The following is a 26,859-nucleotide window of genomic DNA, read 5'->3' as shown; positions in this document are numbered from 1 at the left end:
CCCCAGGGATGATGGGGGTCCCCCCTGCTCGAGCGAAGCCGAGAGCTTGGGGGAGGGTAGGGGCGGCGGGGGCGAGATCAACCGGCTCAGCGTCGCTTGCGCAGGGCCCTGGTGACGACGATCGCCGAGGCCAGCACCGCGGCCGCGGCGGGCGCCGCCCAGCGAAGCGTGGCACGGGCCGCCGCAGACTCCGGCGCCGGCACCGGGGCGTAGCGCCCACGCGGCGGCGCATGGTCGACCTCCTCCGCACTGCGGCCGATCATCGTCCGCCGCGCATGCGCCGCCTCGGCCATGGCATCCTCCCTGTCGGCATGGCCCGCGTCATCCGCGGGGGGGTCGAGAGACGGCGGCGGGGCTTCGGCGTCGAAGACGGAGGACGAAGCCTCGGCCCCGGCCCCGGCCCCGGCCTCCGCCTCCGCCTCACTTCCGACGTCACCGCCACCATCGAGGCCGGCGTCAGCGGCACCCCCCGTGGCCTTCGCCGCCCCCGCCAGGTTCTCCGCGAAACGGTTCAGCAGGCGCGCCGCGGCCGCGGACACCGCATCCGGTGGGAGTTCCGCCACGCGGCCGTCCGCCGTGGCGGTGCCGCTGAAGGCGAGCGTCGTGCCGCCGTCCGCGGGGACGAGCCGTACCGCGAGGGCGAGCTTGACCGAACCGCTGCCGCGGGCCTCGGTGGCGTCGCCCTCGACGGCGTACGAGCCGTCGTCCTGGGCGGTGACCCGGACCGCGCCGCGGTAGGTGATGGTGTGGCCGCCGACGCGGACTTTCAGGCGCCCGGAGACGGGCGCCGTCCCGGCGTCCTGCTGGAATCCGGGAACCGCCCGGGCCACCCGTAGGGGATCGGCCAGCGCCTCCCGCAGCCGCTCGGCCACAACCGGAACGAACACCTCATGCTCCATGTCGGCCGAGCCTACCCAGGCCGACCGGAACCGCACCCGTTTATCACGGGATTCCCCCGTCATGCCCCGGCCTCCGCCTCAGTCGGCGTACCGCGGATGCACCAGCGTGGAGGGCGGCAGAGCGGGGACGCGGGTGAGCCACGCGGCGCGGGCGTCGGCATCGAGGGACTCCTGCGTGAGCGTGCTCAGGCTCGGCCCGTGCGGGTCGAGACGCAGGGGCGGCGCACCCGTGGCCGCGGTGGAGGCCACGATGAAACCCCAGTCGTGCGGGGCGCTCGACGCGCCCGCCGTGCGGTCGGGGCCGGCCGCGAAACCGGAGTCGCGGCCGCCCACACGGTAGGGGGTGGTGCGCAGGCCGGCCGCCCGCAGCGTCGACTCGACCGTCCAGAAGATGCGGGGGCGGGTGGAGACCGGGCCCGCGTGGACCGTCAGGCGGCCGTCGGGGGCCAGGACGCGGCGCGTCAGTCCGTAGAACTCCTGCGCGTACAGCTTCGTGCTCGCCGTGATCCCGGGGTCCGGCAGGTCCGAGATCACCACGTCGTACGTCGCCGGGTCCCCGCGCAGCCAGTGGAAGGCGTCCGAGGTGAACACGTGCACGCGGGGGTCGTCGTAGGCGTGGGAGTTGAGTGCCGACAGGGCGGGGTCGCGGCGGGCCAGCTCCACCACCCCGGCGTCGATTTCGACGACGTCGACACGGCGCACGCCCGGGTGGCGCAGCACCTCGCGCGCCGCGAGTCCGTCGCCGCCGCCGAGGACGAGCACGCGCGCGTGCGGACCGTTCATCGCGGGGTGGACCAGCGCCTCGTGGTAGCGGTTCTCGTCGCGGCCGCTGACCCGCAGCCGTCCGTCGAGGAAGAGGGCGAGCGGGCGGCCGTGCGTGCCACCGGTGAGGACGACCTCCTGGATCCCGGTCTGCAGGGCGACGCGGACGTCCCTGCCGTACACGGCGTGCCGTGCCGCCCGTTCGAAGTCGTCGACGAGGACGGCGGCCGTGGCCAGGATGGCGAGGACGACCAGGTTGGCGATCAGCAGGAGCCACTTTCCGCGCCGGCTCAAGTCCTGGCGGAACAGGCCCAGTACGAGTGCTCCGCCGGCCAGCACGTTCACCGTTCCGATGAGCAGCGCACCCGTCAACTGCCCGAACAGGGGCAGCAGGAGGAAGGGGAAGGCCAGGCCTCCGGCAAGGGCGCCGACGTAGTCCGCCGCGAAGAGGTCGGCCACCGCGCCGCCGGGGTCCTGGCGACGGATGCGCTGTATCAGTTCCATGAGGAGGGGGACTTCGGCGCCGATCAGCAGGCCGATGGCGAGCGAGAAGGCGACCAGCAGGTACCGCGGTCCGCCCGCCCACACCCCGCCCCAGTCGCCGGTCCACGCGAACACCGCGTACAGCGCCATCGCGCTGCATCCGCCGATCAGGGCGAGCGCCGCCTCGACCGCGCCGAAGCCGGCCGCCGCGCGGGGGCGCAGCCGTTTCGCGGCGAGGGAGCCGATGCCCATGGCGAAGACCATCACGGACAGGACGACGGAGGCCTGGGTGACCGAGTCGCCGATCAAGTACGAGGCGAGGGCGACGAGTTCGAGTTCGTACACGAGTCCGCAGGCCGCACAGACGAACACGCTCGCGAGGACGAGGAACCGGCCGATGCCCGGGCGGACGGGCAGCCGCGCCTGGCCCTGGAGGCCCCAGGGCGGCGGCGCGCCGGGGGGAGCAGGCGCCTGCGATTCGATCACGCTGGGAACGCTACGTCACACGGGTGCGACGCTTCGTCACCCACACGTGTGGAAGTGCCGTATTGATGTGTAACACGCGGCGTGATGTGGTCGTCCCCTGGGACCGCCGTCCCGACCCTCGTTTTCGAACGCCGGACGGGTTCAGTGGTGCCCCTCAGACCCCGGATCCGCTCACCAGATCCGCCTGGGAGTCCATCCGCACCCCCACCCTCGTCCGCGTCGCCACCAACTGGCCGTCCTGCGGGTACGCGTGCCACGTACGCCAGTGGACCTGCCCCTCGTGGCGCTGGGCCAGCAGGGCGGTGAAGGCGTGGGGGCTGCCGGGGAAGACGCCGGCCAGGCCGTTGGGGTGGTCGGAGACCAGGGCCAGCAACTCCTGGGCGCGGCCCGCGAAGGAACCGCACGAGAGCGTCTCGATGCGCGCCGCGAACTCGTACTCCCAGTCGCCGACGCGCTTGGCCACGCCGAGCGGAAGGGGCGTACTGCTGTCGGCGATGCACGCGACGGTCTCCGAACAACTGCCCTGTTCCTCCTCCAGGAGGACCTGGTGGGACGCGCCGAGGAGACGCAACTGGAGTCTCGCTCCGTCGAGTTCGAGGTCGAGGGTCGCGAGCGCGGGGAGCGGCTCACGCCCGAGGGCCCAGGCGAGGTCGGCCGCGCACGTGTCGGTATAGGCGGTGTTCAGGGTCGTGAGCATGGGTCGGCTCCGCTAGCACGCAAAAGGGAGGTGGGGGGTCCGGCGCACCCGGTCGGTACCGGGGGATCGGCCTGGTCAGCCTGGTCAGCCCGGTCAGGAAGGACGATCCGAGGGCTGCGTTGGTGTGTAAGAGGGAATCATGAACTGTGGCGCCACCACAGCGTTTTTACCCAACTTCGTAGGGTTTCCATCCCCCCGAGGGCTCCACAGTTCAACTGTTCAACTACGGCGTACGCCGGGAGCGCGATCGAAGGCGCCGCGCGCGGTCTCGCGAAATGCCCCCGGAATGCCCCCAAAAAGCCCCCCGAACACTCCCGAAACACCCCCGAAAACCGCAGAAATACCAACGAAACACCCCGAAGTGCGGAAGTGCCCGCCGAGACCCCTCCCCGGCGGGCACTCCCGCGTGCTCCGGACGCGTTCCCCCGCGAAGCTCAGCTGCCCCGTGTCAGCTGCCTCCGCCGCATCCGCCCCCGCCCCCGCAGGACGACCCGCCTCCGCAGGACGAGCCGCCCCCACCCGACGAGTCAAGGCCGCCCGAGCTACTGCCGCAGGATGTCGCGCCCCCGCTCGCCCCGCCGGCCCACCAGCTGTGCGGGTGGTCCGAGGAACCGCGGCGCGAGCGGCGGCTCCCCTTCGAGAGGCTGACCTTCTTCTGGCTGCGGTCGGCAGCCATGAACACCACGACCAGCACGATGCAGAAGACCGCCAGGATGATGCCGATGATCAGGCCCATGGCGTCACCCTCCTTTCGTTCCCCCGAAGCGGCCCCCCGTGGGCGCCTCGTTTCTTGCGTGACTGGGGGATGCCCTCCCGTCTCATCAGCCAAAGCAGAGTTGAGGAAGTCCAGAGCTTGGGCGCAGGATGACCGGCATGACCTCCAGTGCCCGCCGCCCCCTGCTCAATCGCCGACTCGCCGAGTTCGGCACAACGATCTTCGCCGAGATGTCCGCGCTGGCCCTCAGTACCGGCTCGATCAACCTCGGCCAGGGCTTCCCCGACACGGACGGGCCCGAGGAGATCCGGGAGGCGGCCGTGCGGGCGCTGCGCGACGGGCGCGGCAACCAGTACCCGCCGGGGCCGGGCGTCCCCGAGCTGCGCACCGCGATCGCCGCACACCAGAAGCACCGGTACGAGCTGTCGTACGACCCCGACCGCGAGGTCCTGGTCACGGCGGGCGCCACCGAGGCCATCGCCGCGGCCCTGCTGGCCCTGGTCGAGCCCGGCGACGAGGTGATCGCCCTGGAGCCGTACTACGACTCGTACGCGGCCTGCATCGCGATGGCGGGCGGCACCCGTGTCCCGGTCACACTGCGCCCCCACGAGGGACGCTTCCGGCTCGACCTCGACGAGCTGCGCGACGCGGTCAACGACAACACCCGGCTGCTGCTGATCAACACCCCGCACAACCCGACCGGCACCGTCCTGACCCGCGAGGAACTCGGTGAGATCGCGAAGCTCGCCGTCGAGCGGGACCTGCTCGTGGTGACGGACGAGGTGTACGAGCACCTCGTCTTCGACGACGCCGAGCACGTACCGCTGGCCTCCTTCCCCGGCATGCGGGAGCGGACGGTCACCATCGGCAGTGCGGGGAAGACGTTCTCCTTCACCGGCTGGAAGGTCGGCTGGATCACGGCCGCGCCGGACCTCGTCACCGCCGTACGGTCGGCGAAGCAGTTCCTGACGTACGTGGCTTCGGGGCCGTTCCAGTACGCCGTGGCCGAGGCACTCGCGCTGCCGGACACGTACTTCGACGCGTTCCGCGCGGACATGCTGGCCAAGCGGGACGTCCTGACGGCCGGGCTCACCGAGGCGGGCTTCAAGGTCTTCCGGCCCGCGGGCACGTACTTCGTCACCACTGACATCAGGCCGCTCGGCGAGAGTGACGGCTTCGCCTTCTGCCGCGCCCTCCCGGAGCGCGCCGGGGTCGTCGCCATCCCGAACGCGGTCTTCTACGACCACCGCGAGGCGGGCGCCCCGTTCGTCCGGTTCGCGTTCTGCAAGCGGACCGAGGTGCTGGAAGCGGCGGTGAAGCGGCTCAAGAGCGCCTGGTAGCGGTACGGGGCCGACGGCAAGAGCCCGGCCGTGGCGCGCCGCACTGGCGGTCGGCGCCCTGGCCGGGCTCTCGTTCGACTACGGGGCGTATCCGGTGGTCATCGCCCACACGCCCCGGTGAGTACGGGACCGGTACTGGCGAATACTGGCCAGTACCTCCTACTCGTCGCCTTCGTCCTCGGGCTTTTCCGCCTCGTTGATCTCCTGCTCCAGGCCCAGCTGCTCCACGAGCCACTTGTCGAACTCGATGGCGGCCCGCACCCAGCTGACCGTGGAGGACACGAAGTGCTCCAGCGCGACGCCGGTACCGATCAGCATCTGCGCCTCGCCGATCAGGCGGACGGTGCCGTCGTCGTGCGTGTGGCTGTAGACCTTGGGCCACAGCGTGCGGCGGTTCCAGTCGTCGATGGACTCCAGCAGGGTCGGCTTCTCGTCGATCTGGTGCGGCCGGTCGTAGAACGTACGCACGGAGAAGACCTGCTGGTCGCCCTCACCACGGAACATGAAGTACGTACGGAACTGCTCCCACGGCGCCGCGAGGTCACCCTCGTCGTCGACGACGTACTTGAGCTCCATCTGATCCAGGAGCTGCTTCACAAGGTCCTGATCCGGGACGACAGGGCCCGCCGGTCCGCCGGGCTGCGGCTCGGGCTGGCCCCCGAAGTTCGGGATCGAGGACGGGTCGATGGACATACTTGAACACTCCTGCGCTCGTCTGGCTCGTCCGGCCATCGCTGAGACCAGACGTACGCACCCCACCCTCTCTCGCTTTCCCCCCGAGCGGCAACAGACTCCACCCGTGCGCCGCGCTCGGGTGTCCGAAATCAGCGCGGAGAGTCCCGGAACTCGGGCGTTCCGGGACTCTCGCCGCAGGCGCGGGGGAAGGTGAAGGTGCGCGGAAGACCGCTCACCTCCGCTCACATCCGACTACAGCGTCTTGCCCGTGGCCGGGCCCACGATCAGACCGTCGCCGAAGGCATCCACCCGCACCGTGTCGCCGTCCTTGACCTCGCCCGCCAGGATCTCCTTGGCGAGCCGGTCGCCGATCGCGGTCTGGACGAGGCGGCGCAGCGGCCGGGCGCCGTACGCCGGGTCGTAGCCCTCGTTCGCGAGCCAGGCCAGGGCCGCGTCGGTGATCTCGAGGGCGATCCGGCGCTGGGCGAGCCGCTTGGTGAGCCCGTTGATCTGAAGCCTGGCGATGCGCTCCAGCTCCTCCTTGTTCAGGGCGGAGAAGACCACCAGGTCGTCGAGCCGGTTGAGGAACTCCGGCTTGAAGGAGGCCCTGACCACCTCCAGCACCTGCTGCTTCTTCTCCTCCTCGGAGGCCAGTGGCTCCGTCAGGCTGTGCCCACTCAAGAATTGGCTGCCCAGGTTGGAGGTGAGGATCAGGATGGTGTTGCGGAAGTCGACCGTCCGGCCCTGGCCGTCCGTCAGACGGCCGTCGTCCAGCACCTGGAGCAGGATGTCGAAGACCTCCGGGTGCGCCTTCTCGACCTCGTCGAGCAGGATCACGCTGTACGGGCGACGCCGTACCGCCTCCGTGAGCTGGCCGCCCTCCTCGTAGCCGATGTACCCGGGCGGGGCGCCCACGAGCCGTGCGACGCTGTGCTTCTCGCCGTACTCCGACATGTCGATGCGGACCATCGCCCGCTCGTCGTCGAAGAGGAAGTCGGCGAGCGCCTTGGCGAGTTCGGTCTTGCCGACGCCGGTGGGTCCGAGGAAGAGGAAGGATCCGGTGGGCCGGTCCGGGTCGGCGATGCCGGCGCGGGTGCGCCGTACGGCGTCCGACACGGCCTGCACGGCCACCGTCTGGCCGATGAGGCGACGGCCCAGCTCCTCCTCCATGCGCAGGAGTTTCTGGGTCTCGCCCTCCAGGAGCCGCCCGGCCGGGATGCCGGTCCAGGCGCCGACCACGTCCGCGATGTCGTCGGGGCCGACCTTCTCCTTCACCATGGTGTCCTTGGCGGCCTCCTCCTCAGCCTCGGAGGCTTCCTCCAAGTCCTTTTCCAGAGCGGGGATTTCGCCGTACAACAGCTCGGAGGCGGCATCCAGGTCACCTTCGTCCCTGATGCGTTCGGCCCGGCCGCGCAGCTCGTCGATCTTCTCCTTCAGGTCACCGACACGGTTGAGGGACTGCCTCTCCTTCTCCCAGCGGGCGTTGAGCCCGCGCAGCTCCTCCTCCTTGTCGGCGAGGTCACGGCGCAGCTTCTCCAGACGCTCCTTGCTCGCGGCGTCGGTCTCCTTGCTGAGTGCGAGCTCCTCCATCTTCAACCGGTCGACGGTGCGCTGGAGTTCGTCGATCTCGACGGGGGACGAGTCGATCTCCATACGGCGGCGGGAGGCCGCCTCGTCGACGAGGTCGATCGCTTTGTCGGGGAGGAAACGGGAGGTGATGTAGCGGTCGGAGAGGGTGGCCGCGGCCACCAGCGCGCTGTCCTCGATCCGGACCTTGTGGTGCGCCTCGTACCGCCCCTTCAGCCCGCGCAGAATCGCGATGGTGTTCTCGACGGTGGGCTCGGCGACGAGCACCTGCTGGAAGCGGCGCTCCAGGGCCGCGTCCTTCTCGATCCGCTCGCGGTACTCGTCGAGGGTGGTGGCACCGACCATGCGCAGCTCACCGCGGGCGAGCATGGGCTTGAGCATGTTGCCGGCGTCCATGGCGGAGTCGCCGCCGGCGCCCGCGCCGACGACCGTGTGCAGCTCGTCGATGAAGGTGATGATCTGCCCGTCGGAGTCCTTGATCTCGGCGAGGACGGTCTTCAGCCTCTCCTCGAACTCGCCCCGGTACTTCGCCCCGGCCACCATGGCGCCGAGGTCGAGCGCGACCAGCCGCTTGCCCTTGAGGGACTCGGGCACGTCGCCCTTCACGATCCGCTGGGCGAGCCCCTCGACGACGGCGGTCTTGCCGACGCCGGGTTCGCCGATGAGGACGGGGTTGTTCTTGGTGCGCCGGGACAGGACCTGTACGACCCGGCGGATTTCGTGGTCCCGCCCGATGACGGGGTCGAGCTTGCCGTCCCGCGCGGCGGCGGTGAAGTCGGTACCGAACTTTTCGAGCGCCTTGTACTGGCCCTCGGGATCCGGGGTGGTCACCCGGCGCCCTCCCCTGCTGTTCTGAAACGCGTCGAGGAGCTTCTTGGCGTTCGCCCCCTGCTGGGAGAGTACGTCGCCGCTCTGGCCGCCCTTCGCGGCGATACCGATGAGCAGGTGCTCGGTGGAGAGGTAGTCGTCCCCGAGCTCCTTGGCCTTCTCGGCCGCCTCGGCGATCACGGCGAGCAGCTCGCGGTTGGGCTGTGGGGGCGCGACCGTGGACCCGGTCACGCTGGGCAGGCCCGCGAGGACACGCTCCGTCGCGGAGCGTACGGAGGCCTGGTCGACGCCCACGGCGGCCAGCAAGTCGATGATGTTCTCGTTTGTTTGTCGGCCTCGCCCCGCGAGCAGCGCGAGAAGCAGATGTGCCGGGGTCAGATCCGGGTGCCCCGCGGACACGGCCCGCTGGGTGGCCGCGTTGATCGCGTCCCGGCTCCTGTTGGTCAGCTCGGCGTCCACGTGTCCGTACTCCTCCTTGTGCGGTCCCTGCTGATTTCCCTGACTCAACCAACGTACACAAAGTTGAGTCTATTCCACTCAAGGGCATGCGTGGAGGGCATGATGCGGCCGGGTTGGACCGCCTTCCCGCACGCCCGAGGGCCACCCGGGCTACATTTCCTGACCATGGCCGCATATCCCGTGGATCCGCGCGATCCCGACCCCTCGTATCTCAGCTTCTGGCGGGAGCGTCACCTGTGCACACTGACGACGCTTCGGCCGGACGGCAGCCCGCACGTCGTCCCCGTCGGGGTTACATACGACCCGGAGGCGGGTCTGGCTCGGGTGATCACCAACAAGTCGAGCGCGAAGGTGGGCCATGTACTGGCGGCCGCGGCGTCGGAGCGCGGGGAGCGGGTAGCCGTATGCCAGGTCGACGGCCGCCGCTGGGCGACGCTGGAGGGGCGGGCGACGGTGTCCGTCGAGCCCACGCGCATCGCGGAGGCGGAGCGGCGGTACGCGGAGCGGTACGGGAGGGTGCCCTCGCCGAACCCCTCCCGGGTGGTGATCGAGATCGAGCTGACCTCGGCGATGGGGCGCGGCTGACAGCGGCAGCGGCTGACACCGGCAAAGGGGGGACACCAGGATGTTTCGCCCAAAACTGCAGCGGCGTCACCGTGTTCAGGTCACGGTGACGCCGCTGCGGGGGGGAAGTACCTGCGCGATTTACTACGACGGGGGAATCGCGTCAGGCACTGCGGGGGGTGGCAGAGATGGTTCGTACGTCCGGGGCTTCCGGCTCGGCCAGCTGGTGGTCACGCTGGTCGAGGTTCACAAAGATCATTCCGTACCGAATGGCACACCGCACGGGCTGCGGCGCACCGCGCGGCCGCCGCAGGCATCGATACGCCCGTACGTCCTCGTCCTCGTCCCGGGTGACCACGACCGGCTCGCCGAACACGGTCACCATCAGCGAGTCGCCACTGTGGGGAATGGCGGTCGCCAGGTCGATGAAGTGCCAGCCGGAGCGGTACGCGGTGGCCATTTCCCGGCGGAAGGAGCGGTCGTCGGGGGGAGTCGTCATATCAACTCCACACGCTGTCGTCTGTTCCGACGGGCGCCGTCACCACAGAGTCGTCACCGTCGGCAGCAGCGGACGCACGCGTCAACGACCAGACACTGTCCGCCCTGGCGTCACCCTTCCCACCGGAGAGGTCACCCAGCGCCCCGAAAACCACAACGGCGGAGAAAGCGGCGACAAGCGCCGAGCGAAGCATTTTCTTACGCATAGTCGGCTTCGTCCTCACTTGAAGGTCCCGTCTTCCCCCGTCGGATACGACGATGGCTCATTCGGGCACGTCATGGCCACACAATCGATGCATCATGTTCCTGCATGTTCAGGACCCTGGGGGGTGGAGATTTGATAACGAACAGAACAAAAGGGACGCATCCCCATGCCGTGACTGCGCTGTGTGAGGAGGGTGGCCGACTTTACGCGAACGCTTTGCGCACAGGACGTATTGCCCGCGCGGACGTGGAGACAGCTCCCTGCTTGATGGAGTTCGCTCTGCTTCATCCCGATCCCGACGACGCGAACTGGCTGCGCCCGGTGCCCCCGTCGGTCGCCCTGGCCGAGCGGCTCAACCCCATAGAACGCGAGATCACCGAACACCGACGGCTATCCATCGAACTCGCCGATGCTTTCGAGCCGTTCATGGCCCTCAGTGCTCAGGCGACGGCCACCACTCACTCGATCACGGTGCTGGAGGGTCTCGACCGGATCAACGCGGCACTCGATCTGGCCACGTCCCAGTGCCGGACCGAGATGCTCACGGTCCAGCCCAGCGGCCACCGCCCGGAGCGCAACCTCATTCAGGGGCTGGAGCGCGACAGGCCGTTGATCGAACGTGGCGTGAGGATCCGGACCCTCTATCAGCACACGGCCCGGTACAGCCCCGAGAAGCTGGCCTATGTGGACCAGCTCTCCAACGGCAAGGTGGAGTACCGAACCATCGACGAACTCGTCGAGCGGCTCATCATCTGCGACGAGACCGTCGCCTTCATCCCTATTCGCGATGACCGCCAGGTCGCCCTGGAACTTCGTCACCCGGGCCTCGTCCGCTACCTCATCAAAGTCTTCGAGTTCATGTGGGGCCGGGCGGTCCCGCTGATCACCGGAGCTCCGTACGAAACCGCCCCCGACGGCATCACAGACATCCAGCACTCCATCGCCAAACTCCTGGTGGAAGGACACGTCGACGAGGCCATCGCCCGCCGTCTCGGCATGAACGTGCGCACCTGCCGCGCCCACATAGCCAAGCTGGCCACCGCTCTCGGCAGCGGCAGCAGGGCACAACTCGGCTTCCTCATCGCGCAGTCGGGAATCCTGGACCAGGATCGCTGAACGACAGAGGGGGGCACCCACGCGTGACAGCCGAGGCACACAGCCACGGAGCGGACGAGATCTGCGAGGCAGGCCGCGGCCTGTACGAACGGGCCCTGCGCAACGGCGGCCTACCCACCCATGAGGCCAGGGACGTCCCCTGCCTGATCGACCTCGGCCTGCTCCACCCGAGCATCGAGGACCTGGAGTGGCTGGAGCCCACGGCCCCGGCCGTCTCACTCCACCGGCTGCTGCGCAGCATCGAGGACCGCATCGCCGACGAACGGCGGCGCGAGGCCCGGCTGGCCGCCGTGTTCGAGCCCCTCATGCGCATCGACGGCCGGCATACGACCTCCGCGTCGGACACCCCGATGCTCAGGGTCCTCAGCGGTTCGGACCGGATCAACCAGGCCATCACCGAGGCCATGGCCGAAGCGGCCCGGGAGCTCCTGTGCATCCAGCCCCACACCGGCCACACCGGTCGGCGCAGCGCGGTGGCGCAGGCTCGCTCCCTGAGCCGCGACCAGGATCTGCTGAGCCGCGGCGGCCGCATCCGCACCCTCTACCAGCACACGCTCCGCCACGCCCCGTCCGTCCTCGCCCGCTACGAGCAGTTGAGAGGCGACGCCGAGGCCCGTTCACTCGACGAGGTCACTGACCGGCTCATCGTCGTGGACTCCACCATCGCCTTCATTCCCGCCAACCAGGACGGCTCCCTCGCCCTGGAAGTCCGCCACCCCGCCCTCGTCGACTACTTCGTCGACACCTTCGACCGCTTCTGGCGCCTGGCCACCCCCATGTACCCCGAAGCCGTCCAACGCCCATCCCTGAACGGCATCACCCCCCGCCAACGCGCCATCGCCGGCCTCCTCATAGAAGGCCACACCGACACCACCATCGCCGAGCGCCTCGGCATGAACGTCCGCACCGCCCGCGTCCACATCGCCAAACTCGCCGCCACCCTCGGCAGCGAAAGCCGTGCCCAACTCGGCTATCTCATCGGCCGGTCGGGAATTCTGGACCTGGACGAGGAGAGCTGAAAGGCAGGAGGTCCGGAGAGCGGGGCGGGCCGTCCAGGCCCACCTGGGCGATGCGGACGCCCAGCTGTGTGCGGCTCGCCGCGCCCAGGGTTTCCGAGAGGCGGGCGATGTGCGCCCGGCAGGTACGGACGCTGATCCCCAGCCGCTCCGCGACCACCGCGTCCTGGTGGCCCTCGGCGAGCAGCGCGGCGATCGACCGCTCGCGGTGGGTGATCCCGTCGATGCCGGTCTCCGGGAGCGGGGCGGCGAGCGGGAGCGCCAGCCGCCACAGCCGCTCGAAGACCGTCACCAAGTAGTCGACCAGCGCCGGATGCCGTAGCTCCAGTGCGATCGTGCGGTCGGAGTTCGCCGGGATGAACGCCACCTTGCGGTCGAAGAGGATGAGCCGCTCCACGACCTCGTCGAGGGTGCGCGCCTCGGCCGCGTCGCCCATCAGCTCCATGTAGTTGTGCAGGCCCTGGCCGTGCCGGGCCACATGCGTGTAGAGGTCGCGCATCCGCACCCCGCGCCGGCGCATCTCCAGCGCCCGGTGCAGCCCCTCCGACAGTTCGTCCTCGCGGCGGATGCCGCCGGGCTGCACGGTCAGCACCTCGGTCGTGCACGCCTCGGTCGCCTCGTCCATCGCGGCCCGGATCCGCGGCAGCCCGTCGAGGACACGGATCGCCACACCCTCCGTCGGCGCCTGGACGCGCCCGCCGAGCCCGGCGTACCACTCGAACGCCGCCACCGCCTCGCCCACCCGTGCCTGGCTGGCGCTGACCTCCTCGTACACCCCCCGCAGCAGCCGCGTCATGACCTCCTGCGGCGAGGTGGGCACCAGCCACGCCATGTCGTCGGGGTCGGGGTGCAGCAGCGCCAACTCGACCAGGCAGGGCACCGCTTCCGCGTCCGTGCGCGGCACCCGGCCGCGCCGCACGGCCCGGGAGTACACCCGGTCGCCGGCCTCGCACAGTCGGTCAGCGCCGTGCGGATGCCTGTCCGTCCCGTGCCCGGCCATCTCCCACCCCTGGCTCCAACCTCCGGCTCCAGCACCGTCCACGGCGCGACGCCCCATGACTCCAGCACCCTCCGCTTCCACGGTGCGATGCCCCACGTCTCCAGCACCCTCCGTGGCGCGATGCCCGACGACGCCGGCACCCTCCGCGGCACGACGCCACGCGGCACCAGCACCGTCCGTGGCACGACGCCACCCGGCCCCAACACTCTCCGCAGTGCGACGCCTACGCGCCTTCCGCAGCGCAACTATGCGCGGCCCCGACCGCCATCGCAACACTGCTTCGCCCTACGCACGCCCCCTATCGTCCGTATCCCTCCACAAATATCCGCACCTCCGCGCGGCGCCCTGCAGCAACATGATGGCGGCGCCACCGAGAGCGCCCGGTGCATCGTGGAGTCGCCACCCCAGGGCGACACAGCGCCCTGAGCGGCCGGGTGAGGTCAGGTCGCTAACTCCGCTTCGGCCCGGTGATCGCTTCCCCGATCACGAAACCCTTGGCGGGGCCTTCGGGGATGGTGACGTCGGTGCCGTAGTAGACGCGGTGGATGTCTTCCCAGTCGGCCTTGTCCGGGCGCGGACCGGTGCACAGGGTGACCGAGCCCTGAGCGTCATAGTCATCGATGATGACGTAGATCGGGATTCCCGCGCGGGCGTATTCCCCGCGCTTCCTCACCCGGTCCCGGTCCTGGTTCCGCTTCCCGGGGGAGACGACTTCGATGATGAGGTGCGCGGCGTCGGCCCTGACCCCCAAGTCCTCCTCGTCACGGCACGCTTCCGTGTCCTCCAAGGCGACGAAGACGTCCGGAATCCAAGCCTTGCGCTGGTGGATGACGTTCCCGTCCTGGTAGGAGGCGTACTCCCCGCCGTCGAGAAACCTGTCCAGGGCCCTCCGCACACGATTGGTGACCTGCATGTGCGAACGGCGAGCGGTGGGCGACACCTCGATGGCTCCCTCGATGATCTCAGCGCGGTAGCCCTCGGGGAGTTCCATGGCCTTCCATGCCTGCCACAGGACCTCGTCGAAGTCGGATTCGTTCTCGGAATCGGTCCTGGTATCAGACATGGTCTCGGGCCTCTCGTGCGCAAGAGCGGTCATGACGGCATCACCTCCTCAAGTGTGGGCTTGACGTCCATGGGGCACAAGCAACGCGATCACGGTAGGTACGGCGATGGGGCCGACCAGGGGAAAGAGCTCCGGATCACCCGATCCGGTGAGGCCGGAACGATCCGTCTCCGACGGGCTCCCCCCACTCGAACCACACGCCTTTCGCAAACCGCCCCGCCCGCTCCCCCGCCACGCCCCACGCGTCCGCGACCTCCTCGACGAGGGCGAGGCCGCGCCCCCAGCAGGCGGCCACCTCCGCCTCCGAAGTGACCGGTGGGTCGTGGCTCTCGTCGTAGACGCTCACCCGCAGGCGGGCCGGCGTGAGCTGCACGCGGAGCATGGCCGTGCCCTTGGTGTGGAGGTGGACGTTCGTGACCAGTTCCGAGGTGCAGAGGGTCGCGGGCATGGCGAGGGGCTCGCGGCCGAGGGTGAGCAGAATGCCGCGTACGAAGTCCCGGCAGACCTTGGGAACGGTGGCGTCACTCTTCGTTCCAGGACTCTTCCAGACCCCCGCGTTCACCCAGGCCATCTTCAACAGTCCCAAACCGGGTTTCGAGAACATCGAGGAGGCCCTGAAGTTCCGCATGGCGCGACAGCGCATCCTCACCCGCGAGAACCCGCCCGCCGTGCACGCCGTGATCCACGAAGCGGCCCTGCACATGCGATTCGGCAGCCCCCAGATGATGCGGGAGCAGATGCTGCGGCTCATCGAACTGGCCCGCCTGCCCCACGTGACGGTCCAGATCTACCCGTTCAGCGCGCAGGCGCACGCCGCCCTGAGCGGAAACTTCGTCCACATCATCCCGAGCGTCGCACAACTCAGCACCGTTGTACTCGAACAGCCCACCGGTTCCCGGTACTTGAGCGAGCGGACACAACTACGGCAGCACGGTGGGATGTTCGAGCGTCTCGCCGAGTACGCCCTTGCCCCCGTCGACGTATCGTCGGCCCCGGAAGCACACTCGGTGAAGGACTCGCTGGCTCTGATCCAGCACCTTCTCTACACGCTTCAGGGGGAAGCCACGATGTCCGAACTCGACTGGCAGAAGTCGACGTTCAGCGGCGGTCCGCAGGGCGAGTGTGTCAACGTCGCCGCCGCCGACGGAACGATCCGCCTCCGCGAGAGCGAAGACCCCCGCACCGTACTCACCACCACCCCGGACCGCCTCGCCGCACTCCTGCGGCATCTCACGTCACGGCCCAGCTCCTGAGCAGCGCCTCGCGGGCCACACGCCAGGGCGTCACGCCGTCGCCCTCGACGCTGCCCCACTCCAACAGCCGCGCCACGTCCACCGTGCCGTCCACGAACCGGTCCAGCAGGGTCAGCGACAGCTCGTACTCGGACTGCACATAGCCCCCGACAGGGGCGGCGTACACGGTCAGCTCGGCCTTCTCCTCGTCGGTGCGGACGTGGATCTCGAAGGCGGCGGGGGCGTTCCCGCCGCCCGTCGCCACATCGAGGACCGTGTCCATCGTGCTGTTCACCAGCCACTGGGTACTCGACCGCACCGTGGCGTAGTGCACCGTGACCTCGCGTATGTCCGTCCAGGCCCAGAAGCCCTTCTGGTCCGTGCCCAGCGCCTCCAGCCCGTCCGGAGTGAGCCGGACGCCGCGCCCGTTCCCTTCGGGCTCGGCGCCCACGTACACGCTCTCCTTGGTGATCCAGAACAGGCCGATCATGGACATGGGTGCCTCCGGCGGTACGACAGACGGTCGTCTCCTGAGACACCCACAGCCACACGATGGTTCACACGTGAACCCTCTGAATCAGCCCGCTACTTGAGGCCGAGCTCCGCGCAGGCGGCCTTGTAGTCGGCCGTGCAGATCTGCTTGACGGTGTAGATGCTGTCCTGGATGACCGTCTCTTGGATGTTCGCCTTGGTGAGGGCGACCACCGGGACGAGCTGGGACGGGATCTTCTTGGTCGTGGGGCTGTCGACCTTGTCGCGGGTGAGCGCGTCGAACTCGATCGAGCGGCCCTGGACCTTCGCCACGGCCATCTCGGCGGCGGCGGTGGCCTCCTGCGGGTACGACTTGTAGACGCTCATGTACTGCTCGCCCCGGACGATGCGCTGCACCGCGTCGAGTTCGGCGTCCTGGCCGGTGACCGGCGGGACCGTGCTGACGCCCATGGTCTTCATGACGTCGATGACGGCGCCCGCGAGGCCGTCGTTGGCGGAGTAGACGCCGGCGACGTTGTCGAGGCCGATGGCCGCGATGGCCTTCTCCATGTTGGCCTTGGCGTTGACCGGGTCCCAGTCCTTGGTGTCGTACTTCTTGGCGATGTCGACCTTGTCCGCGAGCTCGGTCAGGGCGCCGGCCTTGAACTGCGCCGCGTTCGGGTCGGTGACCGCGCCGTTCATCATGACGATCTTCTTCGAGGAGGCGTCGGGACCGAGCGCCTCGAGGAGGGCCTTGCCCTGCACCGCGCCGACGAGTTCGTTGTCGAAGGAGATGTACGCGTCGATCGGGCCCTGCGCCAGGCGGTCGTACGCGATGACGGGAATGCCCGCGTCCTTGGCCTTCTGCACCCCGGTCGCGATGGACTTGGAGTCCACCGCGTCCACCAGGAGCACGTCGACCTTGTCGTCCACCATCTGCTGGAGCTGGGTGAGTTGCTTGCTCGCGCTCTGCTCGGCGTTGGCGTAGACGACCTGGCCCTTGTTGTTGGTGAGCTCGGCGACCTGCTCCTTGATGATCGGGTAGTCGAACTTCTCGTAACGGCTGTTCGCCTTCTCCGGGAGGAGAAGGCCCACCTTGATGTCGTCGCCCTTCGTCGGGCTCGCCTTGGTGTCACTGCCGCTGAGCCCGTCCACGACACCGCAGGCGGTGAGGGAGACGGCCGTCACGGAGGAGGCCAGGGCTATGGCGGTACGACGAAGCCGGGTGTGACGGGTGTTACGAGTGTTCACATCAGGTGCCTTCCGGGCGAGGTAGCAGCTTTGCGACCCAGGTGGCTGAAAGCCAACGCGGCCATGAGCTCAGCGTCAAGGAGTAACCACTTAACGAGATGGCAACAGCATGCTGTGTTCCCCAAGTGAACACGATGGGAAGAGGGTGCGCCTCCACTTCCACAGAACCACTCTGATTCACTTCTGTCACCAGCTCCTCAGAGACATACAACCCCTGCCCCCGGCCAGGAGTCTTGAAGGCGGCCGAGTCCACCACAGCACCGGGTAGGGAAAGCATGAGACCAATTCGACGCGGCGGAGCTGCACTTGCCACAACCGTGGTGATCGCCACCGCGGGCGGCCTGCTCACCGTGACCGCCGCACCGGCCTCGGCGGCCACCACCTGTGCCTCACCCGTCTACAAACGCCAGATCTTCGCAAACACCACCTTCTCCGGCACACCGAAGAAAACGGCCTGCGACTCCACCATCAGCGAGAACTGGGGCACCGCAGCCCCCGCCACCGGCCTCCCGAAGGACAACTTCGGCGTCCGCTGGACCGTGACGAGGGACTTCGGCTCCGGCGGACCCTTCGCCCTCAACGCCTCCTCCCGCGACGGCATCCGCGTCTACGTCGACGGCGTCCGCAAGATCAACCTGTGGAAGAACGTCTCGTCGACCGTCTCCAAGACGCTCAACCTGACCGTCCCCTCCGGCAAGCACACCCTCCGCGTCGACTACGCCAACTGGACCGGCGCCGCCAACGTCAAGTTCGGCTACACGCCCCGCACTTCGGCGACCGTCGACAGGGTCAGGCCGCTGGCGCCGACGGGTGCGTCGGTGACGTACGACCGGACCACCCTCAAGACGAAGCTGACCTGGTCGAAGAACAAGGAGATGGACCTCGCGGGTTACCGCGTCTACCGCCGCCTCAAGGGGAGCAGCGACTGGACGAGGCTGACCGCCGCGACGGCGACCTCGTACACCGACACCCCGCCCGCCACCGGCCGGACCTATTACTACGAGGTCCGCGCGTACGACAAGGCCGGCAACGAGTCCACCGGCACCGCCGACCAGGGCGTGAGCACCGTCGACCGGACCCCGCCCGCCGCGCCGTTCCTCGAGCTGGACATCTGCGCGACCGACGAGAAGCTCGCGGGTCCGGAACTCGTCACGACCGCCGCGAACGCGGCCGACATCACCCTGTACCAGGCTCAGCGGAAGGACGCGGTCACCGGCGACTGGATCACCGTCCACGAGGGCACGAAGGGCCCGTTCTGCGACGCCGGGCAGGCCGCCGACGGCTCCAAGGCCACCTACCGGGGACGGGCGCGGGACGCGGCCGGCAACTGGTCCGCGTACTCCGCCGCCACGACGTTCACCCTCTTCGACACGATCCCGCCGGCGGCCCCCGCCGACGCCCACGTCGACTACGAGTCCGGCGTCCCGCATCTGAAGTGGACGCCGGTCGCGGACGCGGTCACGTACCAGGTGCTCCAGTACAACCCCGCCACGGGCGGGTACGTGGACGCCCTCGACGGCACCGCCACCACCACGGCGACCGATGTGGTGCCGCGGCAGAAGCTGGCCCTGGCGGACGAGTACAGGTACGCGATCCGCGCGGTGGACGCCAAGGGCAAGGCCTCCGCCCCCGCCGAGGTCACCCTGGCCATGGCGGAGCGGTCCGAGGCCATCGCGCCGTACCAGCTCATCACCGGGTCGGTGACGGGAAACGGGGTGAATCTGTCGTGGCGCAGCACCGACCCCTGGGCCGCCGACAAGGACCACCTCCCCACCTACAGGATCGTCCGTACGGACCCCGCGACCGGCGAGAGCACGACCCTGGAACAGTGCTCGCCGCCGTTCGGCGGCGACGGCCCCCTGCAACCGCCCACGAGCTCCACGTGGAACTCCCTGAACGCCCACGACCCGGCCTACACCACGGAGGCCCAGCTCGTTCTGTCGCACTGTCTGGAGGGCTCAGGTGCCTCCGAGACCACGTACGAGTACCGCGTCGTCGTGGTCGACCGCTACGGGCACTCCTCCCAGCCCAGCGCACCGGTGACCGCGACCACCCGGGACACCCGACGCCCCGCTCCGGTGGTCGACCTGACGGCCGAGATCATCCCGCTCGGCGTCCGCCTCACCTGGAACCCGCCGGCCGACGACGACGTCCAGGGCTACTACGTCTGGCAGAGCACCACCGACCCGGACACCGGCGAGACCGTCTGGACGAAGAACTGCTGGCAGGGCACCTCGCTGTCCGCCACCGAACTCCTCTGCCCGACGCTCCCCGACGGCGGCACGCACGTCTACCGGGTGGCGGCCACGGACGCCCAGTACTCGGACGAGGACATCGACTTCTTCCAGACCGCCGAGGTCTCCGTCACCCTGCCCGACACCCGGCCGCCCGGCTGGACCGGCACCGACATCCGGGAGGACCAGTACCCGGAGCTGTACGTCGGCTGCTCCGAGAGCGCCGGCCTGGGCGACTGCTCCCTGCTGACCGACTACCGCCTGGAGCGCTGGGACCCCGCCACGAACTCCTACGTCACGCTCACCACGGGCAAGGTCGGCGAGGCGAGCTTCTTCATGGACTCCACCGTCCATGAGGACCGACTCGGCCTGTACTACTACCGCACGGTGTACACCGAGACGTCGGGAACCGAGCTGGTCGGCCGGACCGTGGCATACGGCATCTGGGACTCCTGGCTCTGAGGCCCTGCGCCGTCGCGCACAGATCAACCTCACCAACACTCCCGAAGAACTCACCGCACTCCTGCACCACTTCCGTACAACCATGCGCTCCTTCCACGAGTCCTGATCGTCGACGGCTTTACCTCCCGTTGACGACGTTGACGATCGTTGACGATCAGGACTGAAGGAACGCATGTACCCAGCCAGACGCACGACGGCCGCGGTCTCCATCGCCCTCGTGCTCGCCACCGCGGGCGGCCTCCTCGCCGCGGGCCCCGCAGCCGCGGCCACCACCTGCGCCTCGCCCGTCTACAAACGGCAGATCTTCGCGAACACCACCTTCTCCGGCACACCGAAGAAGACGGCCTGCGACTCCACCATCAGCGAGAACTGGGGCACCGCAGCCCCCGCCACCGGCCTCCCGAAGGACAACTTCGGCGTCCGCTGGACCGTCACGAGGGACTTCGGCTCCGGCGGCCCGTTCTCGCTCCCCGTGGCCACGCAGGACGGCATACGCGTCTACCTCGACGGGGTGCGCAAGGTCGACCTCTGGAAGAACGTGTCGGCGACGGTCAAGAAGACCGTCAACCTGACCATTCCCTCCGGCAAGCACACCCTCCGCGTCGACTACGTCAACTGGACCGGCAGGGCGAACGTCTCCTTCGCCTACACCCCCCGCACCACCGCGACCGTCGACAAGGTCAAGCCGCTCGCCCCGACGGGCGCCTGGTTCGACGAGTTCACGGATGCGGAGAACCGCCCCCTCGTCGAGCTCACTTGGTCCGCGAACAAGGAGATGGACCTCGCCGGCTACCGGGTCTACCGGCGGGTGAAGGGCACCAGCACCTGGACGAAGGTGGCCACGACCACCAAGCGCACGTACACGGACGCCCCGCCGACCACCGGCCAGACCTTCTACTACGAGGTCCGCGCCTACGACAAGGCGGGCAACGAGTCGGCCGGCGGCTCCGACCAGGGGCCGGTCACCACGTACGACGACACCGCGCCCACCGCTCCGGTCCTCACCGCCACCGGCGTGGAGGCGTCCAACAACCTCTCCTGGACGGCCTCGGCGGACGCGGTCACCTACCGGATCTTCCGCAAGCGGGACACCGCGACCTCGTACACCGAGCTCGCCGAGACCACGGCCACCGCGTACACCGACACCACGGCGTCCTACGGCAAGGCGTACGACTACAAGGTCAGCGCCGTCGACGCGGCCGGGAACGCCGGCGCCTCCGCCGTCGTCCGCACCGCGCGGACCATCACCCCGCCCTCGAACGTGGTCGCGACCACGCCCAGTTGGGGCGCGGTCTTCACCTGGACGGAGCCCGCGGGCGGCGACACCGCCGACTACGAGGTGTACCGCTCGGAGACCTCCCCGGTGAGCATCTCCGGTGTGTACCCCGTCGACTGCCGCAGCCGCAAGGTCCGTACCGACGAGGCCGGCAACACCATCCGTAGCTGCACCGACTACGACGGCGACCAGGGCCGCACGTACCACTACGTGATGGTCCGCAAGAACACCGCCGGCCTCTGGTCCACCGCCTCCAAGGAGCTGACCGTCACCCGGCCCGGCGACGAGATCCCGCCGCCGAACGTGACCGGCCTGACCGCAGAGCCCCTGGAGTACGGCGTCAAGCTGGACTGGGACGACAGCACAGCCGCGGACCTGGCCAAGTACGAGGTCTACGAGCAGACGAACTGGTGGCAAACCCCCGAGTACATCGACGTCGTGGACGCCGGCACCTCCGAGTACGTCGTCGGCCCCGAGCGGGCGGACGGCGAGGTCACCAACTACGTTGTCGTCGCCTACGACATCTACGGCAACTCCCGCATCTACGCAGACTCGAACGACCCGGACGTCGCCCCATGGAGCCAAGAACTCTCCAAGGTCGCCGTCACCGAGCTCGACCTCACCCCGACGGTCGTCCCCGAGGACACGTCGGTCTGCGACCTCTACGCCTTCGACAACGACGCGGGCAACTCGGTGCTGGACCTCGACTGCGAAGGCGTCGCCGCCGACGCCCTCGGCATCAACGTGTACCGGTGGGACCGCCAGACCAGCACGTACGTCCGGCTGAACGACGTACCCCTGGCGACGACCACCAACTACTACACGGACCTCACCGCACCCACCGGCACCACCAACCACTTTGTCGCCTCCGTCGTCGCGGCCGACGGCACGGAGACCTTCACGAACATCGACTACACCGTGACCCTGCCGAGCGGAGCCTGAGTTGAAGACCTCGCTCCTCCCCTCCGCGATCGTCCTGGCCACTGCGGGCTGTCTGCTCACCGCGACCGCCGCACCGGCCTCCGCCGCTACGACCACCTGCGCCTCGCCCGTCTACAAGCGCCAGATCTTCGCGAACACCACCTTCTCCGGTACGCCGAAGAAGACGGCCTGCGACTCCACCATCAGCGAGAACTGGGGCACGGGCGCCCCCGCCTCCGGGCTGCCGTCCAACAACTTCGGCGTCCGCTGGACCGTCACCCGCGACTTCGGCTCCGGCGGACCCTTCGCCCTCCCCGTGGCCACTCAGGACGGCATACGCGTCTACCTCGACGGCACCCGCAAGATCGACCTCTGGAAGAACGTGTCGGCGACGGTCAAGAAGACCGTCAACCTCACCATCCCCTCCGGCAAGCACACCCTCCGCGTCGACTACGTCAACTGGACCGGCAGGGCGAACGTCTCCTTCGCCTACGCCCCCCGCACCACCGCGACCGTCGACAAGGTCAAGCCCCTCGCCCCGACGGGCACTTCGGTGACGTACGACAAGGCGACGGGCAAGGCCAAGCTGACCTGGGCGAAGAACAAGGAGATGGACCTCTCCGGCTACCGCGTCTACCGCCGCCTCCAGGGCGCCGCCTACGGCAGCCAGCCGCTGGCGACGACCACCTCCACCTCGTACACCGACGCCACTCCCGCGACCGGCGACCTGTACTACTACGAGGTCCGCGCGATCGACAAGGCGGGCAACGAGTCGGCCGGCAGCGCCGATCAGGGCGTGACCACCGTCGACCGGACGGCACCGGCCGCGCCCGCCGGGTTGATCGCCACCTCCATGCGTACCGGGCTGCAGCTCGACTGGAACGCGGTCACGGGAGGGGTGTCCTACCGCGTCTACCGGGCGGCGAGCGAGAACGGTACGTACACCCAGGTGGGCAGTACGGATCGGGTCTCCTACCTGGACACCTCGGCCGTCGAGAGCGTCACCTACTCCTACCGCGTGACCGTTCTCGACGCGGCGGGCAACGAGTCCGCGCGTTCCGTCGCCACCGCCGGCGAGCGCGAGGACCTCACCCCGCCGCCCGCCGTCACCGGGCTGACGGTCACCCCGACCGAGTACGGCTTCGAGCTGGACTGGGACAAGAATCCGGCCGCCGACCTCGGGAAGTACACCGTCTACCGGGGTGAGCTCTGGGGCGACGAGGGCGACGAGCAGGTCTGTGCCGGATCGCTGACGGAGTATCTGCCGGCCGACACCACCTCGTACTCGTACACCACCCTCCCGGACGGCGACCTCGTCTGCTTCTTCGTCGACGCCATCGACACCTCCGGGAACTCCTCCTTCAAGTGGACCCGGACGGCGGAGGCCGTGGCCGCGACCGAGCTCGACATGACGCCGAGCGTGCCGACGCCCGAGGGCTCGCCGCTGTACGTCACCGTGAGCCCCGAGGAGGGCGACGAGGGGAACCAGGTGACGTGGTCGGGGCTCGGCGAGTCCGCGCCGGAGGCCGCGGGCGGCTACCGCGTCCACCGGTGGAACCCCGCCACCGCCACGTACGAGAAGATCGCCGAACTCGGCAGCGGTGTCCGCGAGTACTTCGACACCGGAGCCGAGCGCGGCACCACGTCCTACTACTGGGTGACGGCCGTGGCCGCGGACGGCACCGAGTCCCTGCCTGCGGGCGACTGGACGGTCACCGCACCGGCGCAGTGACCTGAAGGACGCCGAAAGGGGCCGGGAGATGGATCATCTCCCGGCCCCTTTCGCTATGCGGTAGCTAGTCCGACGGCCTCTTCGGCCGCCAGACCACCAGCGCACTCGTCTGCTGTACCTCCTGGTACGGGACCAGGTCGCGGCGGTACGAGGCATGCACCGCGGCCTCGCGCTGCTGCATCGTGGCCGCCGCGCCGTCCAGGGCCGATTCCAGCTCCGCGACGCGGGACTGGAGTGCGGCGACCTGGTTCTCCAGCTCGATGATGCGCTTGATGCCGGCCAGGTTGATGCCCTCGTCCTGCGACAACTGCTGGACGTTGCGCAGCAGTTCGATGTCGCGGGCGGAGTAGCGTCGGCCCCGGCCGGCGGTGCGGTCGGGGGAGACGAGGCCCAGCCGGTCGTACTGGCGCAGGGTCTGCGGGTGCAGGCCGGAGAGCTGGGCCGCCACCGAGATGACGTAGACCGGGGTTTCCTCGGTCAGTTCATAGGGGTTCCGACGACGGCCGTCCATCTCACTCATGCTCCCTTCGCGGCCTGGAACAGCTCCGCCCGCGGATCCTCATCCGCGGTCGCCTCGCGATACGCCTCCAGGGCGTCACGAGCCTTGCCCGACACGTCCTGGGGGACGGCGACCTCGACGGTGACCAGCAGGTCGCCCCGTGTGCCGTCCTTGCGGACCGCTCCCTTGCCACGGGCCCGCATCGTACGACCGTTGGGCGTGCCCGGGGGCAGCTTCAGGGTGACCGGTGGGCCGCCCAGGGTCGGGACGCGGACCTCGCCGCCGAGCGCCGCCTCCGTGAAGGTGACGGGCACGGTGACGGTGAGATTGTCGCCCTTGCGGCCGAAGACCGGGTGGGAGTCGACGTGGACGGTGACGTACAAGTCGCCTGCCGGGCCGCCCCGCTCGCCGGGTGCGCCCTTGCCTCGGAGGCGAATCCGCTGGCTGTCGCTCACCCCCGCCGGGATGCGGACCTGCATCGTGCGCGAGGACTTGGCGCGGCCGCTGCCCTGGCAGATCTCGCACGGGTTCTCCGCGATGAGACCGCGGCCCTTGCAGTCCGGGCAGGGGTCGGTGAGGGAGAAACCACCGCCGGAGCCCCGGGCGACCTGACCCGTGCCGACGCACGTCGGGCACACACGCGGTGTGCCGTTCGCGTCGCCGGTGCCGGAGCAGGCCTTGCAGGGCGCCTGTGAGGTCATCCGGAGCGGGACGGTCGCGCCGTCCACCGCCTCCGTGAAGCTCAGCGTGACCTCGGTGTCGATGTCCTGGCCGCGCCGGGGCTGAACCCGGGTGCCGGGGCCCGCGCCACCGCGGTTGAACAGACCGCCGAAGACGTCACCGATACCGCCGCCGAAGCCGCCGGCCCCGCCCTGCTGGCCGTGGGCGCCGCCTCCGAAGAGGTCGCCCAGGTCGAAGTTGAAGGAGCCGCCGCCCGCGCCGGGACCCGGACGGAAGCCGCCGTTGCCGAAGAGGGCGCGGGCCTCGTCGTACTCCTTGCGCTTCTTGGGGTCACCGAGGACGTCGTTCGCCTCGGAGATCTCCTTGAAGCGCTCCTCGGCCTTGGTGTTGCCCTTGTTGGCGTCCGGGTGGAACTCGCGGGCGAGCTTCCGGTACGCCTTCTTGATCTCGGCCTCGGTGGCGTCCTTGGGGACGCCGAGGACCTTGTAGAAGTCCTTCTCGATGAAGTCCTTGGTGCTCATCCTCGACGTCCCTCCTCCCTCATGCGTTCAACATCAGCCCTCGTCCGGGCCACCGCTCTCCTTGTCATCGGCGGAGGCGGCGGACTCCGCCTCGTCGGCCTTGAGCGGCTGCGCCCCGGGCTGGGGCTCGGCCACGGCCACCCGCGCGGGGCGGATGGTGCGCTCGCCGATCCGATACCCGGGCTGCAGAATCGCCACGCACATCGTCTCGGTGACGTCCGGCGCGTACGAGTGCATCAGGGCCTCGTGGATCGTCGGGTCGAAGGGCTCGCCCTCCTTGCCGAACTGCTGAAGCCCCATCTTCGACGCGACGACCTCCAGCGACTCGGCCACCGACTTGAAGCCGCCGACCAGTTCGCCGTGTTCCCGTGCGCGGCCGATGTCGTCGAGCACGGGCAGGAGCTCGGTCAGGAGGTTCGCGATGGCGATCTCCTTGACCGCGATCCGGTCGCGCTCGACCCGGCGGCGGTAGTTCTGGTACTCGGCCTGGAGCCGCTGGAGGTCCGCCGTGCGCTCACCGAGCGCCATGCGTACCTGGTCCAGCTGGGCCGTCAGGCCAACCGTCTGGGCGTCGGCTGCTGCCGCGTCCCCGGCCGGGGCCGCCCCCTCCGATGCGGAGGGAGCGGCCTTCGGCTCGGCGTCTTCAGGGGTGGCGCCGGAGGGGACGTCAGGCTTCTCGTCGAAACCCGGGGTCTCCTCCGTCACGCGGCACCATCCTTACGGTCCTCGTCGACGATCTCGGCGTCGACGACGTCGTCGTCAGCCTTGGCCTGCTCGGCACCGGGGGCCTCGGCACCCGCGGCACCCTGCGCGGCCTGGGCGTCGGCGTACATGGCCTGGCCCAGCTTCTGCGAGACGGCGGCGACCTTCTCGGTGGCCGTGCGGATCTCCGCGGTGTCCTCGCCCTTGAGCGCGGCCTTCAGCTCCTCGACGGACGCCTCGACCTCGGTCTTGACGTCGCCGGGGACCTTGTCCTCGTTGTCCTTGAGGAACTTCTCCGTCTGGTAGACGAGCTGCTCGCCCTGGTTGCGGGTCTCGGCGGCCTCGCGGCGGGCGTGGTCCTCCTCCGCGTACTTCTCGGCCTCCTGGCGCATCCGGTCGACCTCGTCCTTCGGCAGCGAGGAGCCGCCGGTGACGGTCATCTTCTGCTCCTTGCCGGTGCCGAGGTCCTTGGCCGTGACGTGCA

General features: G+C 69.4%; 24 protein-coding genes. 8 read left to right on the top strand and 16 right to left on the bottom strand.

What is annotated here, in order from left to right:
• Window positions 1–86: 86 nt before the first annotated feature.
• The 4 genes from ACX28W_RS40865 to ACX28W_RS40850 all read right to left on the bottom strand — a co-directional run bounded on the left by ACX28W_RS40865 (window position 87) and on the right by ACX28W_RS40850 (window position 4,063).
• Complete coding sequence (locus ACX28W_RS40865) at window positions 87–899, bottom strand: SRPBCC domain-containing protein (protein ID WP_459005188.1); 813 nt, start codon at window positions 897–899, stop codon at window positions 87–89.
• Between the two features lie 78 nt (window positions 900–977).
• Window positions 978–2,630 (bottom strand): polyamine aminopropyltransferase, encoded by a 1,653-nt coding sequence (locus tag ACX28W_RS40860; protein WP_459005187.1) that lies wholly within the window; start codon window positions 2,628–2,630, stop codon window positions 978–980.
• A 154-nt stretch (window positions 2,631–2,784) separates the two neighbouring features.
• Window positions 2,785–3,327: a DUF2617 family protein gene (locus tag ACX28W_RS40855; RefSeq protein WP_459005186.1), complete on the bottom strand. Its 543-nt coding sequence runs from the start codon at window positions 3,325–3,327 to the stop codon at window positions 2,785–2,787.
• Between the two features lie 448 nt (window positions 3,328–3,775).
• Complete coding sequence (locus ACX28W_RS40850; RefSeq protein ID WP_459005185.1) at window positions 3,776–4,063, bottom strand: hypothetical protein; 288 nt, start codon at window positions 4,061–4,063, stop codon at window positions 3,776–3,778.
• Window positions 4,064–4,191: 128 nt separating this feature from the next.
• Here ACX28W_RS40850 and ACX28W_RS40845 point away from each other — a divergent pair, with 128 nt between their 5' ends.
• A complete protein-coding gene (locus tag ACX28W_RS40845; RefSeq protein ID WP_459005184.1) occupies window positions 4,192–5,382 on the top strand; it encodes a pyridoxal phosphate-dependent aminotransferase in 1,191 nt (396 codons plus the stop codon).
• A gap of 159 nt (window positions 5,383–5,541) precedes the next feature.
• Here ACX28W_RS40845 and ACX28W_RS40840 read toward each other — a convergent pair whose 3' ends face one another.
• Together ACX28W_RS40840 and clpB are read right to left on the bottom strand one after the other, a co-directional pair.
• Window positions 5,542–6,075 (bottom strand): YbjN domain-containing protein, encoded by a 534-nt coding sequence (locus ACX28W_RS40840; RefSeq protein WP_362069173.1) that lies wholly within the window; start codon window positions 6,073–6,075, stop codon window positions 5,542–5,544.
• Between the two features lie 234 nt (window positions 6,076–6,309).
• Window positions 6,310–8,931, bottom strand: coding sequence for an ATP-dependent chaperone ClpB (clpB, locus tag ACX28W_RS40835; RefSeq protein WP_459005191.1), 2,622 nt, complete (start codon window positions 8,929–8,931; stop codon window positions 6,310–6,312).
• 165 nt (window positions 8,932–9,096) lie between these two features.
• Here clpB and ACX28W_RS40830 point away from each other — a divergent pair, with 165 nt between their 5' ends.
• On the top strand, window positions 9,097–9,516 hold the full coding sequence (locus tag ACX28W_RS40830) for a pyridoxamine 5'-phosphate oxidase family protein (RefSeq protein WP_459005183.1): 420 nt from the start codon (window positions 9,097–9,099) through the stop codon (window positions 9,514–9,516).
• Window positions 9,517–9,658: 142 nt separating this feature from the next.
• On the opposite strand, the gene ACX28W_RS40825 is transcribed toward ACX28W_RS40830, so the two are convergent.
• On the bottom strand, window positions 9,659–9,994 hold the full coding sequence (locus ACX28W_RS40825) for a hypothetical protein (RefSeq protein WP_459005182.1): 336 nt from the start codon (window positions 9,992–9,994) through the stop codon (window positions 9,659–9,661).
• 309 nt (window positions 9,995–10,303) lie between these two features.
• Here ACX28W_RS40825 and ACX28W_RS40820 point away from each other — a divergent pair, with 309 nt between their 5' ends.
• Together ACX28W_RS40820 and ACX28W_RS40815 are read left to right on the top strand one after the other, a co-directional pair.
• Entirely contained in the window at window positions 10,304–11,314 is a 1,011-nt protein-coding gene (locus ACX28W_RS40820; protein WP_459005181.1) for a helix-turn-helix transcriptional regulator, read from the top strand.
• Between the two features lie 23 nt (window positions 11,315–11,337).
• A complete protein-coding gene (locus ACX28W_RS40815; RefSeq protein ID WP_459005180.1) occupies window positions 11,338–12,333 on the top strand; it encodes a LuxR C-terminal-related transcriptional regulator in 996 nt (331 codons plus the stop codon).
• Here the strand turns inward: ACX28W_RS40815 and ACX28W_RS40810 are convergent.
• The 3 genes from ACX28W_RS40810 to ACX28W_RS40800 form a co-directional block, all read right to left on the bottom strand.
• Window positions 12,290–13,330: a helix-turn-helix transcriptional regulator gene (locus ACX28W_RS40810; protein WP_459005190.1), complete on the bottom strand. Its 1,041-nt coding sequence runs from the start codon at window positions 13,328–13,330 to the stop codon at window positions 12,290–12,292. The genes ACX28W_RS40815 and ACX28W_RS40810 overlap by 44 nt on opposite strands.
• Window positions 13,331–13,778: 448 nt before the next feature.
• A complete protein-coding gene (locus tag ACX28W_RS40805) occupies window positions 13,779–14,393 on the bottom strand; it encodes a Uma2 family endonuclease (RefSeq protein WP_459005179.1) in 615 nt (204 codons plus the stop codon).
• A gap of 136 nt (window positions 14,394–14,529) precedes the next feature.
• Entirely contained in the window at window positions 14,530–14,841 is a 312-nt protein-coding gene (locus ACX28W_RS40800) for an ATP-binding protein (protein ID WP_459005178.1), read from the bottom strand.
• A 31-nt stretch (window positions 14,842–14,872) separates the two neighbouring features.
• On the opposite strand from ACX28W_RS40800, the gene ACX28W_RS40795 reads away from it, so the two are divergent.
• Window positions 14,873–15,646 (top strand): Scr1 family TA system antitoxin-like transcriptional regulator, encoded by a 774-nt coding sequence (locus ACX28W_RS40795; RefSeq protein ID WP_459005177.1) that lies wholly within the window; start codon window positions 14,873–14,875, stop codon window positions 15,644–15,646.
• Here ACX28W_RS40795 and ACX28W_RS40790 read toward each other — a convergent pair.
• On the bottom strand, window positions 15,624–16,121 hold the full coding sequence (locus ACX28W_RS40790; protein ID WP_459005176.1) for a hypothetical protein: 498 nt from the start codon (window positions 16,119–16,121) through the stop codon (window positions 15,624–15,626). The two genes, ACX28W_RS40795 and ACX28W_RS40790, sit on opposite strands and share 23 nt — an antisense overlap.
• Before the next feature lie 89 nt (window positions 16,122–16,210).
• Window positions 16,211–17,347 (bottom strand): sugar ABC transporter substrate-binding protein, encoded by a 1,137-nt coding sequence (locus ACX28W_RS40785; protein ID WP_459005175.1) that lies wholly within the window; start codon window positions 17,345–17,347, stop codon window positions 16,211–16,213.
• Window positions 17,348–17,622: 275 nt separating this feature from the next.
• Between ACX28W_RS40785 and ACX28W_RS40780 the strand changes: the two genes are divergently transcribed.
• The 3 genes from ACX28W_RS40780 (at window position 17,623) to ACX28W_RS40770 (ending at window position 23,972) form a co-directional block, all read left to right on the top strand.
• Complete coding sequence (locus ACX28W_RS40780; RefSeq protein ID WP_459005174.1) at window positions 17,623–20,043, top strand: fibronectin type III domain-containing protein; 2,421 nt, start codon at window positions 17,623–17,625, stop codon at window positions 20,041–20,043.
• 172 nt (window positions 20,044–20,215) lie between these two features.
• Window positions 20,216–22,261: a fibronectin type III domain-containing protein gene (locus ACX28W_RS40775; protein WP_459005173.1), complete on the top strand. Its 2,046-nt coding sequence runs from the start codon at window positions 20,216–20,218 to the stop codon at window positions 22,259–22,261.
• 1 nt (window position 22,262) lies between these two features.
• Window positions 22,263–23,972, top strand: a complete 1,710-nt coding sequence (locus ACX28W_RS40770; protein WP_459005172.1) for a fibronectin type III domain-containing protein — start codon at window positions 22,263–22,265, stop codon at window positions 23,970–23,972.
• Window positions 23,973–24,036: 64 nt separating this feature from the next.
• Here the strand turns inward: ACX28W_RS40770 and ACX28W_RS40765 are convergent, their stop codons facing one another.
• From ACX28W_RS40765 to ACX28W_RS40750, 4 genes are all read right to left on the bottom strand, one after another.
• Window positions 24,037–24,483: a heat shock protein transcriptional repressor HspR gene (locus ACX28W_RS40765; protein WP_459005189.1), complete on the bottom strand. Its 447-nt coding sequence runs from the start codon at window positions 24,481–24,483 to the stop codon at window positions 24,037–24,039.
• Window positions 24,484–24,488: 5 nt separating this feature from the next.
• Window positions 24,489–25,673, bottom strand: coding sequence for a molecular chaperone DnaJ (dnaJ, locus tag ACX28W_RS40760; RefSeq protein ID WP_459005171.1), 1,185 nt, complete (start codon window positions 25,671–25,673; stop codon window positions 24,489–24,491).
• A gap of 33 nt (window positions 25,674–25,706) precedes the next feature.
• The gene (grpE, locus tag ACX28W_RS40755) at window positions 25,707–26,378 is read right to left on the bottom strand and encodes a nucleotide exchange factor GrpE (RefSeq protein ID WP_459005170.1); all 672 of its coding nucleotides are present in this window, start codon (window positions 26,376–26,378) and stop codon (window positions 25,707–25,709) included.
• Window positions 26,375–26,859, bottom strand: a 485-nt coding sequence (locus tag ACX28W_RS40750; protein WP_459005169.1) for an Hsp70 family protein, incomplete at its 5' end; no start/stop codon positions are given. The genes ACX28W_RS40750 and grpE, both read right to left, overlap by 4 nt.

The organism is Streptomyces sp. SD15 (assembly GCF_054462255.1).
This window is presented reverse-complemented; position numbering and strand designations above follow the sequence as displayed.